9 protein-coding genes and 1 tRNA gene are annotated in these 12,101 nt (G+C 43.6%); 6 read left to right on the forward strand and 4 right to left on the reverse strand.

Annotated elements, in window-relative coordinates; all coding sequences use genetic code 11:
* The coding region (locus FWF39_RS04645; RefSeq protein WP_343382276.1) for a hypothetical protein at positions 1–662 on the forward strand (662 nt) is incomplete at its 5' end.
* Positions 659–1,588, forward strand: coding sequence for a nucleotidyl transferase AbiEii/AbiGii toxin family protein (locus FWF39_RS04650; protein ID WP_343382277.1), 930 nt, complete (start codon positions 659–661; stop codon positions 1,586–1,588). The genes FWF39_RS04645 and FWF39_RS04650, both read left to right, overlap by 4 nt.
* A 213-nt stretch (positions 1,589–1,801) precedes the next feature.
* Here FWF39_RS04650 and FWF39_RS04655 read toward each other — a convergent pair whose 3' ends face one another.
* Positions 1,802–3,064, reverse strand: a complete 1,263-nt coding sequence (locus FWF39_RS04655) for a tyrosine-type recombinase/integrase (protein ID WP_343382278.1) — start codon at positions 3,062–3,064, stop codon at positions 1,802–1,804.
* A gap of 8 nt (positions 3,065–3,072) precedes the next feature.
* A tRNA-Thr gene (locus tag FWF39_RS04660) sits at positions 3,073–3,146 on the reverse strand.
* A 324-nt stretch (positions 3,147–3,470) separates the two neighbouring features.
* On the opposite strand from FWF39_RS04660, the gene FWF39_RS04665 reads away from it, so the two are divergent.
* Both FWF39_RS04665 and thiL read left to right on the forward strand, forming a co-directional pair.
* Positions 3,471–5,984 (forward strand): PQQ-binding-like beta-propeller repeat protein, encoded by a 2,514-nt coding sequence (locus tag FWF39_RS04665; RefSeq protein WP_343382279.1) that lies wholly within the window; start codon positions 3,471–3,473, stop codon positions 5,982–5,984.
* Positions 5,985–6,204: 220 nt separating this feature from the next.
* Positions 6,205–7,191, forward strand: coding sequence for a thiamine-phosphate kinase (gene thiL / locus FWF39_RS04670; RefSeq protein ID WP_343382280.1), 987 nt, complete (start codon positions 6,205–6,207; stop codon positions 7,189–7,191).
* Here thiL and trmY read toward each other — a convergent pair.
* Positions 7,110–7,748: a tRNA (pseudouridine(54)-N(1))-methyltransferase TrmY gene (gene trmY, locus FWF39_RS04675; protein ID WP_343382281.1), complete on the reverse strand. Its 639-nt coding sequence runs from the start codon at positions 7,746–7,748 to the stop codon at positions 7,110–7,112. The genes thiL and trmY overlap by 82 nt on opposite strands.
* 150 nt (positions 7,749–7,898) lie before the next feature.
* Positions 7,899–9,086: a glycosyltransferase family 2 protein gene (locus FWF39_RS04680; RefSeq protein ID WP_343382282.1), complete on the reverse strand. Its 1,188-nt coding sequence runs from the start codon at positions 9,084–9,086 to the stop codon at positions 7,899–7,901.
* Between the two features lie 474 nt (positions 9,087–9,560).
* Here FWF39_RS04680 and gap point away from each other — a divergent pair, with 474 nt between their 5' ends.
* Both gap and FWF39_RS04690 read left to right on the forward strand, forming a co-directional pair.
* Entirely contained in the window at positions 9,561–10,580 is a 1,020-nt protein-coding gene (gap, locus tag FWF39_RS04685) for a type I glyceraldehyde-3-phosphate dehydrogenase (RefSeq protein ID WP_343382283.1), read from the forward strand.
* 74 nt (positions 10,581–10,654) lie between these two features.
* Positions 10,655–11,887, forward strand: a complete 1,233-nt coding sequence (locus tag FWF39_RS04690; protein WP_343382284.1) for a phosphoglycerate kinase — start codon at positions 10,655–10,657, stop codon at positions 11,885–11,887.
* Positions 11,888–12,101: the final 214 nt, after the last annotated feature.

The following is a 12,101-nucleotide window of genomic DNA, read 5'->3' on the forward strand; positions in this document are numbered from 1 at the left end:
AAATAAAAACAGGTCTGTTACTCAAAAAACTACAAATAGAAAACAAAGAAACCATAACCGCCCAAGAACTCAAAAACTACTGCAACCAACTAAACATAGACTACACAGCAACAATTGACCACTTCCTAACATGTAAACACCTAACACGCATCTTCCGCGGAATATTTTACATAAAAACCCTAAACGAGAAAAAACTAGGAAAAACAAAATACACCCACCTAGACCTAGTAGCCAAAGGCCTAGAAATAAAAAACGTTAAAAACTGGTACTTTAGCCTCTACACAGCACTAAAACTAAACAACCAAACACACGAATACTTCACCACAGACTATGTAACTAACGACAAAATACTGCGCACAAACCCCATAAAGATAGCTGGCCACAAAGTTAGATTCTTAAAACTAAAACCATCGCTTTTCAGCTTTGGACTAATACACAAAGACTCTATAACCTATTCTGACCCTGAAAAAACCATTTTAGACTTCATCTATATGTGGTGCTATAACGGTATCCAAAAAGACCAAATCGTTGCTGATGTAGATGACTGGGCAACCAACCTATCTACAGACAAATTAATGCAGTATGCCGAAAATTATCCTAAATCAGTCCAAAAAATTGCACACGAAATAGCAAATAATAATCATACCATGGTGATTGGATGAGAAAAGAATTTGTTGTGACGATCGCAGAGCAGAACGGTATTGAGCAAACAGAGCTGATAGAGAAGGATGTGATTCTCCATCAAATACTAACTGACCTCTCAAAAAACGAGAGCTTTTTTGACAATTTTGTCTTCAAAGGAGGCACCTGCCTAACTAAATGTCATCTGGGCTATTACCGATTCTCCGAAGACATAGATTTTACTTGGAAAAACCAAGAAATTTTTGAAAATATATCACAAAAACAAATCCGCAAAAACCTCTCAAACATAATTAATACAACAGGTTCCATATTTGAGGCTATAGCAGATAAACGAGGTTTAGATTTCAAACATGATAAGCAAAACAGGCGGTATGTAGAACTTGGGGGAAGCAACAAAATATGTACTTTCAAGCTATGGTACACTCCATGTAATTTTAATGTGGAGAGTTTTGTGAAGGTTCAAATGAATTTTGTAGAAAAAATACACTTTACACCCCAAATAGGCACCCTTAACGCATTACCTTGCAAAAAGAGTGAAGAGCTATCTTTTCTGTTCTCAGACTATACTGAATATTTCCAAACCATTAACATGTATGTATATGACACTCGTGAGATACTTTGTGAGAAAGTGCGTTCTGTTCTTACACGCAAAGGCGTTAAAGCACGTGACTTTTTAGACATCTATCTACTCTGCAAAAAATACAATCTAAAGTTAGAGGACTTGCTTGAGTTAATTGTGGACAAGATTTGCTTCACTTTGGATATCTATCAAAAGTATAGGGAACATTTTGAGACAAAGAAAATTGTTGTAGGTTTAGAGTCTTTTACGTGGGGTAAGGAGGAGAAGCTTTTGCTTCAGAAAGTTGAACAAGAACCCTTCAGAGAATTCTTAGATGACTTTCAGGGGTTTCTTAAAAAAGTCATCGAAAAAATTCCTTCTTCTTAATCAGTATCACTTAAAAAAGGCAATTACCCAAAAAAGCCGCATATAGATAGTTGAACTATGAGTTGCTAAAGCGTAATTATCTTAGTTAGTCTGATCAGGTTGCAGTTTAAAAAATCGGCCTGTAAATGGTGAAACGATTGACTGGGCAAGTAAAAATCAACATTATTACTAGAAAATAGAGGGAAAAATGAGGCTAAAGAAGTCTGAGGTGGATTAAAACTTGTTAGATGTGGTGTTTAGTAGAGCGGAGATAGTTCCTTCTAGTTTTTCTAGGCGTTTTTGTAGCTCCAAATTTTTTTCTTGTAGGTTTGTTTCTTTTTGTGTTTGTGTTTCTTCAAATTTTAGGGCTGTTTCTTTGTCTAATATTATGCCGCATGTTGTACATCTTACGGTTCCCAAGGGATTTTGGGCACTACATCGGGGGCACGGCAGTAGTTTTGCTAAATTGGTGTTGTTTGTTGTTGTTTTTAGTCCGTGAAGTTCTAGTATGGCATCTTCTAGGTCTCGTGCGGAGAAGTGTACGTATCGGCGTGTCATTTTGCTTCCGTATGTCCAGCCTGCAAACTGTTCTAAACGTGACTCAGTGAAAACTTTTGCCATAGACGTTAGGGAGCTGTGGCGGTATAGGTAGGGCCAAATGTTTTTTGTTATGCCCGCATTTTTGGCTAAGCGTTTTATTATTTCTCGGAAATGTTTGTAGCTTAACCGTTTACCTTGACGTTTGTGGTCTAAAGAACACCATAATGGTGCATCGGGAATGCTTCTGTTTGGATGGTCTTCTAACCAGTCTATTAGGGGTTTGCTTGAGGTGACTAGGGGTATTCGTTTTATGCCTGTTTTACCGTTTGCGGCGATTAGGCAGTATTCTTCTTTGAAGGTTATGCTACTGAGTTGCATTGTTAAGAGTTCGCCTGGTCTTAGGGCGGCTTCAAAGAGTACGTAGATCATTGCTTTGTCACGTTTGTTGGTAGTGGCTTTTATGATACTAGTAAAGTCTTCGGGTGTTAGAAGGTTCTCAGGGGTTACGCGGGAGTCTTTTTCTTTTACGGTTAAACTTATCCAGTTTACTTCGGGTGGTATGGGGGTGTCTTTGGTGCAGCTACCGTTTTTGGCGTATTGAACTAGTTTGCGTAGGGTTAGTTTTTTGTCGTGTTTTGTCCACTCTTTTTGGCGGCTGTTATTTAGGGTGGATACTACGCATTCGATGTCTTGTTTGGTTATTGTTTTTAGATCAGCGTTTATTATGCGTAGGAGTGGGGGTAGGTGGGTGGCGTATTTGGTTACTCGGGCGGTTGAGAGGCCTAGGGCGTTTAGGTGGTTTAGAAATTGTAGGGAGGTTTCTCCGTTTGGTAGTTGTTTTATGTTGCGTTTGTGTCTTGTGAGTCTTTGTTCGTAGTCGTGGATGGGTTCATCTGTTACTGTTATGTTGTTTTTGGGTTTTTGGATGCTTAAAATGGGGAAGGGCTTTGCACTCAAAGAGTAAGAGCCTCGAGCGGGCTTTGATCCCGCGGCCTGCTGCTTACGAGGCAGCCGCTCTACCAGGCTGAGCCATCGGGGCATCACACTGTTTCAAGGCTAAATTCGCAGCAACTATGAAATAAAAGTTACTGTTAAAACGCAACAGTTGTGAGATTGGACAAAAAAGACAGCACTCAGCTGAGCAGAACCATAGTAAAGGAAACCTTTAGGGAGTTTATAGGTAAAATGCAACATAGGTACAATATTTTTAGCGCAAACCATGCCCGAATCCTCTTGCAAAAAGTTAAATGTCAGCTTGATGCAAATCTAAGCTATTGAATAATGGAAGCAAGCGCTTCAATAGTTCAATAAAAATCGGAGAGAAAAAAAATTGCAGATATCAAAAAATAAAATATTGACCACTTTGATTGCAATATCTCTAATTATAACCATTGGAACATCAATAGTACTGTTACCTATCACAACTGCACACTCACCGCCAGTAAATATCCCCACCTATGCTTTTCTATCTGTCACACCCAATCCTGTGGGTGTTGAACAATCTGTTAATGTTGTAATGTGGGCAGGTCTTGTTTTACCGGGTGCTACTGTTGGAAACGAAGTCAGATTCAAAGATTACAAGCTGATAATAACCCATCCTGATGGGCACAACGAAACCATGACGTGGCCTATTGTTACTGACACCACCTCAACACAGTCCGTTCAATTCACACCCAAAGAAATCGGCACATATTCCTTTGTTTTTAGCTATCCAGATCTAACCTACACTTGGAGTAATTCAGCAACCTACAAAGATGATGTTTTCTTAGGGTCCACAAGCAAAAGCATAACATTGACTGTACAAGAAGAGCCCGTGCCAGAGGCAAGAACTAGCTACCCGCTTCCAACTGAATACTGGTCACGCCCCATTGAAGGGCAAAACATTGACTGGTGGACAATTGCATCTAATTGGCTAGGTGAGGCCCATCCAAAAATCGCAAACGGCATCAGAGTCCAACCTGACGGCATCGCGCCTAACAGTGCACATATTCTCTGGACAAAATCGATTGACGAAGGCGGAGTTGTAGGCGGAAGCAACCTTGGCCTTGAGGGCAACATGTTCTTCTCAGGCATGGCATACCAAGCAAGATTTGCTAATCCCATTATCATGAACGGCAGACTCTTCTACAGTTTACCCCTACAGAACACACCCTCAGGCGGAGGCTACATGGCTGTGGACTTGCAAACAGGCGAAGAATTATGGTACAGTGACAAAATGGGTGTGAGCGGCAACTCTGCACCAACCTTTGGCTACATCTATGACTTTAACAGTGAAAACCAACATGGCGTCATTCCCCCAGGCATGTTATTTACAAACAACTTTGGATATGGATACGACCCCGTTACAGGACAACTCAGAATCAACATCACAGGCGTTCCCTCAGGCACAGCAATTACAGGACCCCACGGAGAAATCTTACGTTACCAACTAAACATTGCAAACCGATGGTTAGCTCAGTGGAACTCCTCAAAGGTCATCTGGCCAGTTTCAGGCACTGCCGTCGGTCAACCCGCAACAGCAAACGCAGGGTTAGCTTCCTGCTATGATTGGAACATCACCATACCCGCATCAATACCCACCGGCACTTCAACACAATTTGCACTATATGAGGACGTACTTGTGGGCAGTACCAGCTTCCCCTCATTTGCTGATTTCCAAACGCCAAACCCCTATACCATGTGGGCAATCAGTCTAAACCCAGATAGACTCGGAACCCTGCTTTGGATGCAAAACTACTCAGCGCCGGAGGGTGTTACTCGAAGACAACCAACGGTGGATCCCATAAATCGTGTTTTTGTTCTACGGGACAAAGAAACGATGGTTTTCCAAGGCTACAGTCTAGATACCGGTAAATATCTCTGGACAACCAAACCCGTCGCAAATGTCTCAGACTATGAATACTTTGACACAACCTTTGCTGCGCAACTATTCATGATTGCTGATGGGCGGCTCTACCACTCAGGTATGGGTGGAACAGTCTATAGCTATGATACCAAAGACGGCTCGCTTTTGTGGACAAATGGCAACGACCCATCCAACCCCAAAAACAGCACATACTCAGGCTTCCAAACAGCCTATGGACACTACCCCCAATTCATCACCCTAATCGCAGATGGCAAAGTATATGTTGAAACAGGCGACCACTCACCGGACTCACCACTCTGGAAAGACGCAAAACTACGGGCACTAAACGCAACCACCGGCGAAGAAATCTGGAACATAATGAGCTACGGAGGCTTCCCAGGACGCACCTTCGCCGCAGTCGCAGACGGGACCTATGTATCTAATAACTGCTACAACCACCAACTCACCGCAATCGGCAAAGGCCCAAGCACAACAACAGTCGAAGCCCCCATGACCTCAACCACCATAGGCAACTCGGTAGTAATCAGAGGAACCGTCATGGACATTTCGGCAGGAACCCAACAAGCAGAGCAAGCAGCAAAATTCCCCTCAGGCGTCCCCGCAGTCTCTGATGAGAGCCAAGGCGAATGGATGCAATACGTCTATATGCAAAAACCCCGCCCAACCAACACCGTTGGTGTACCAGTCACCCTAAGCGTCGTTGATGCAAATGGCAACTATCGAGAAATCGGCAAGACAACAACCACGGATGGATTCTTTAGTCTTAACTGGAAACCAGACATCGAAGGAGCATACACAGTCTACGCCTCATTTGCAGGCAGCGAATCCTACTGGCCCTCACGTGCAGTCTCTTCATTTGCCGTTGACCCCGCAGCCCCAACACCCGAACCCCAAGAACAAATCACACTCCCACCCATCGAAACCTACATCCTATCAGGCGTAGCCGCAATCATTGTCACTATAATAATTATAGCCGCAATTCTTCTAATGGCAATCAAAAAAAGACCATAAAACAGCACAAACAACCCCTTCTTCTTTTTTTGGCGCATTTTCCAGTAGACAGTTAGAAAAATAATTTGCAGACCCAGCCAAATAACTGATAGCGCTAAATTAGCAGTCTACCAAATAAAACGGATATACAGTCTGACCAGAGGAACAGTATAAAAGAGACTTGCTATGGAAGTAGCGAATTCTTAAATCTCTCCAGCCGTCACATAGCCATGGCGAGAGCATGTCTAGCAATCCTCTTGGTGAACATGAAATAATCCGGATAATTCAATCGCGCTTAACGCCTATGCCAGATATGCCGGTACCTTTTGGCGACGATGTTTCCGCAATAAGTCTAGGTACACAAACTGCTGTTCTCAAAACTGATATGCTTGTGGGAAAAACAGATGTTCCTATGGGTATGAGTTTGTTTGCTGTTGCTCGTAAAGCTATTGTTATGAATGTTAGTGACTTAGCGTCCAAGGGTGTTGTTCCCACAGCAGTTTTAGCGGCAATTGGTTTACCTAAAGCATTGGCAACAAAGGAGGCGGTGACAGAAATTGCGGAGGGCCTAAACGCTGGGGCACGGGAATATGGTGCATATGTGATTGGGGGTGACACTAATGAAACTTCGGATTTAATCATCAGCATATCAGTTTTTGGTACAACCCTCAATAATCCAACGTTGCGCAGTGGAGCTAAAGTAGGAGATATTTTAGCGGTGACGGGGTTGTTTGGAAAATCTGCTGCGGGTCTGCGTTTGCTTCTGAGGGACTGCCAAGCTCCAGAGGAGATGCGTAAGAAGTTGGTTGATGCAGTTTATAATCCTAAGGCACGGTTGTGTGAGGGGTTGGCGTTGTGTGGAGGTTATGTTTCGGCTTCGATTGATTCCAGCGACGGATTAGCTTGGAGCATACATGAACTATCGCAACAGAGTGGAGTTGGTTTTTTGCTTGACCGCTTGCCGGTTGCAGTTGAAGCAGAGGAATTTGCGATTCAGAATGGGTTAGATCCGGCAGAGTTAGTGCTCTATGGAGGGGAGGAGTATGAATTAGTTTTAACTGTTACGCCATCTAGGTGGGTTGAGGCGCAGGCGCGAGTTCAAGCTGTTGGGGGTTGTTTGATCCCCATAGGTAAAGCAACCAGCACTCAACAGGTCAGGCTTGATTTGGATGGAAAAGAAGTGCCGGTTGTGGCGCGGGGTTGGGAGCATTTTAAGAGACAGGCTTGATTTATTTGGTGATCTAGGGTGTAGTTGATGATGGTTATGCATGATGCGGCCAGATAGGGTGTTTTTCCGAGGCTTATTTTTTCGCCAAAGCGCAGGGCGAAGTCTTCGGCTTTTTTGGGCAAACCGACATGGTCGCCTAAGATAAAGAGGCTATTAGGAGGGAATTTGAGGTCGGTTATGTTTTGGCCGTCTTCTTCTAGGACATATATTTGGTGGGTTTGGGCTTTGTTTTTTAGCAGGGTTTCAAAGGCGGTTTTGTCTTTGGTGATGCCGGGGTGGGGTTTGCCGGCGAGGGTTTTTTTGAGGATTTGTTGCCAGGTTTCTATGTTGGTGCGGACATCATAGAGGGTTTCGCCGTTTATTTGGATGTGTTGGGGTGGGTTTGGGGCGCCGTTTAGAATTGCATGGAAGGTGATGTCTCGGCGTAGGCCGTGGGAGAGAAAGAGGCTACTTATGATGCATTCATGCACTATGTCAAGGCGGCCTGCGTCGTGGAGGCTGGTAAAGTTTGGGTCGGTTTTTCCCATGCGTGAGAAGAGGATAAATTCGCGGGGCAAAGCATTCACAGGTAGGGTATGGTTTGGAGGCTTAAAGCTTTCTCCGTTTCTCTTAGTTACTGTAGAATAGGATACTTTTGAAGTTTGTATCAGACTGGTTGGGGATTTGGAGTTGGGTCGGCTTATTTATTCGGTTGGTGGGTTTTTGTTTTAGCGTGTGCCCCAGCTTGTTCCTTCCCAGGGTGTGATGTAGGCGTATAGGTAGACAAAGGTGACGATGAACATGATGGTGAAGAAGAATACGCGGTAGGCGATGTCTTTGAATGTAAAGTAGTCCACTAAGAGTTTGTCGGTTAGGGCAAATAGGGTTGAGGTTAGCATGAGGCCTAATACGTAGACAACTGCCCATTCGATGCTACCTGAGAGTACTAGGCCGACTATGCTTGCGATAAATGTGAAGGGGGCGGTAATTGTTACAAAGGTTGTTATGTAAAAGACGATTTTTTGGGTGAGATCTCGTTTGTGGAAGAATTTGGAGGCAAAGATCATGCCTCGAACTGAGTTTCGGCCCCAGCGGAGTTGTTGTTTGACAAAGTTTTTGAGGGTGTGGGGTGCGATGGTGTAGGCCATGGCGGTGGATTGGAAGACTGATTTGCCGCCCATGCGTAGCATTAAGTTGGTTAGGCGTCGGTCGTCGCCGGATTTGACTTTGCGTCCGAAGAATTTTTCATTTAGCAGTTCATCGACAACTTTTTCAAGTTTTTCTCTTCGATATGCAGATAGGACGCCTGAGCAACAGAGGACCATGCTAAAGAGGCTCTCTGCGCCTTTGCGTAGTCTAAAAGCTCCGGCGTACCAGACTTTTTGGAATCGACTCATTATGGTGTCGACATGGGGGTGGGATTCATTGCCAACAATGGTGTTGCCGCATACGCTGTAGACTTTTTTATCGATGAAGGGTTGGACCATCATTTTTATGGTGTCGGGTTTGACGATGGTGTCGCTGTCTATGCAGACGACTATTTCGCCTGTGCTTTGTTTAATGCCCGAGGCCAAGGCATGGCGTTTGCCTAGGTTTTGTTCATGAGTAATTAATTTGAAATTGTGCTGAGTCCTTTTTTTGTTAATCACATTTAGAGTTTGGTCTTTGCTTTTGTCATCAATAACCAATAGTTCGAGTTTATCTTTGGGGTACTCTGAGGCAATAATAGAGTCAATGGTGTTGGATATGTTATCTTCTTCGTTATACACCGGGATGATGACGCTTACTGTTGGGCGGTAGCCTTGATCGGGTACGGGTTTGTATAGATAAGCTCCGGTTAGGTGGAAAAGTGGAACCCCCAGAGCGATTGCGCCATAGATAAGAAATACCAAATAGATCCATTGCCACTCAAACATTGTAAATCTGCGTAAATACATAAAAACTAAAATTGTAAATGTCAAACCGAAAACTAGTCCGTATAGGCACCCCTTTTTACTAAAATGGAACATGCCAAACCCCGTTTTAGAAAAACTGGAAAGGGCTTACTTATATATAACACTATTTTCGCATTTAGCCCAAATACCCATAGTACAGCACAGCATCAAACACAAAACTGCGCACACCATTGAAATAAATCTCAGATATTACACTATAATAAAACAAGCAACATCACCAACAATCCAACCCAAATTTGATTACTCCATCTGCAGAATAGACAACAAACAACACACAACAACCATCAACAAGAGCTAACCATCGCCTTACCCCAAATTTATTGGCCGCGGTAATTCAGTCAGGTTTACACATTGCACTGTTTGGTCTTCGAAAAACTAATAAACTTAGAATCTCAGAGTCTTAATTAGATTTATGTTAGAATGGTGATGATGCTAGTGGCTATCAAAGTTGGAATTAATGGTTTTGGCAGAATTGGCAGGCTTCTCTATCGAGCCGCCATTGAAAAAAAAGCAAATATTGATTTTGTAGCAGTTAACGATCTTGCGGATGCACAAACCAATGCGCATCTCTTAAAATATGACTCCGTGCACGGATGCTTTCCAGGCACCGTTACAGTAGAGGGTAATGATCTAGTCGTTAACGGTAAAGTGCTCAAATGTATCCAAGAACGAGACCCAGCAAATCTGCCGTGGAACCAAATGGGAGTCTATTTAGCCGTTGAGAGCACAGGATTATTCACTAACCACGAGGGAGCAACTAAGCATTTAACAGCGGGCGCTAAAAAAGTCCTCATCAGTGCACCCGCAGAAAAACCAGATCGAACCATCGTTCTAGGAGTCAACGAAGACACCTACAACCCCCAAACCGACAACATATTAAGCAACGCCAGCTGCACCACAAACGCCCTAGCCCCAATAAGCAAAGTTTTAGCAGAAAACTTTGGGATAGAAAAAGCATTAATGACCACCTGCCACAGCTACACAAACGACCAAAAAGTCCAAGACCTCGTCCACAAAGACCTAAGACGCGCCCGCGCCGCAGCCATAAACATCATCCCCACAAGCACCGGCGCTGCCAAAGCCATAGGAGAAGTCCTCCCCATATGCGCAGGCAAAATGAACGGATACTCCCTACGAGTACCAACCCCTGATGTATCCATCGTGGATCTAACCTGTGTTTTAGGCAAAGAAGTCACCAAACAAGACATCAACACCGCCATGAAAACCGCCGCAGAAAACCAACTCAAAAACATCCTCCAATACACCGAAGACCCCATCGTCTCAAGCGATGTTTTGCACAACACCTACAGCAGCGTCTTTGACGCAGGCCTAACCATGGTTCTGGGAGAAAAAAGCAACTTTGTAAAAATCTTCGCATGGTACGATAACGAATGGGGCTTTAGCAACCGCATGGTAGACTTTATCGAGTTAATTGGCAAAAAAGCCAACCTCTAATTTTAGTACTGCAAGTAATAATCTTAATATCCCTTTTTGCTTTTAGTCAAAACTACAAGGCTATGTGGAGCACTATGGCAAATTACCACACACTAGATGATTTCGAGGTAAAAAACAAAACAGTACTTGTACGGGTAGACTTTAACTCAGAAATTGACCCTCAAACCAAAAAAGTAACCAGCGACGTACGTATAAGAGCATATGCAGAAACCACCCTAAAAGAACTTACCCAAAAAGGTGCCAAAGTCGTAGTTATAACCCATCAAGGACGCAAAGGCGATGACGATTACACCACACTCAAAACCCACACCGAGATACTTCAAAATATCCTCCAATGCCCCATAAAATACATTGAAGATGTGTTTGGCGAGAAAGCCCAAAGTGCAATTAAAAAACTCCAACCTGGAGAGATTCTAGTTTTGGAAAACGTTCGCAGCTGGGACGGAGAAACCAAAAACGGCACCCCCGAACAACAAGCCAAAACGCCTCTAGTACAGAACTTAGCGCCTCTGGCGGATCTGTTTGTTAGTGATGCATTCTCAACAGCCCATCGAAGCCATGTTTCCATGGTTGGATTCACTGCTGTTCTGCCCTCAGCCGCTGGACGTATCATGGAACATGAACTCAAATCACTAAGCAAAGCCCTAGAAAAACCCGAACATCCCTGTATCTATATTATGGGCGGGTCTAAAGCGGAGGACAGCCTTGAAATTAGTCGTTATGTGTTAAGCAACCAAATCGCCGACTATGTATTGGTAGGCGGAGTGACAGCCCAACTGTTCTTAGCAGCAAAAAACATCAATTTAGGCAAAACTACAATGAATTATCTAGCTCAAAAAGAACTAATCCAATACCTCCCCGGCATCAAAGCACTAATTGAACAGTATCCCAAAAACATAGAGATGCCAAGCGATGTAGCCGTCAACATCTATGGCGACCGATGCGAAATTACCCTTGCAGAGTTACCCACAGAGTGCCTCATTTGGGATATAGGCAACAAAACAGTAGCAGAATATGCTCAGCTAATCGCAAACGCCAAATCTATTGTTGTCAGTGGACCCATGGGGGTCTATGAAAACCCACAATTTAACTCAGGCACCAAAGGCGTTCTAACTGCTATTGCCAACAGCAATGCCTTTAGCCTAGCAGGCGGCGGAAACACCATCGCAGTTATCGAAGAATATGGTTTAACCAAAAAATTCAGCTACATAAGCACCGCAGGCGGTGCCGTAACCGAGTTCTTAATGGGTAAAAAACTCCCAGGTGTAGAAGCCCTAAAAACAGCAACCCAAACCAAAAAAATCTAACCCCGGAGTTCTTTCACTACCCCCGCTGAAACTCCTTTTCACTCATTTTACATAGTAGTTGGCTGGAGACTTGCTTGTTACTAACCATATAGCAGTATAAAACAAAAACAAAACAACACCAAACCCACCCGCACAAAAACAACCCACTATTTAAAAATAGGAAAACTGGAATCACATGACAAGAGTTTGGGATTATCAGATTTGAATGTTGAAA

This window comes from Candidatus Bathycorpusculum sp., assembly GCF_009778815.1.
Taxonomy (GTDB): Archaea; Thermoproteota; Bathyarchaeia; order Bathyarchaeales; family Bathycorpusculaceae; genus Bathycorpusculum; species Bathycorpusculum hydrogenotrophicum.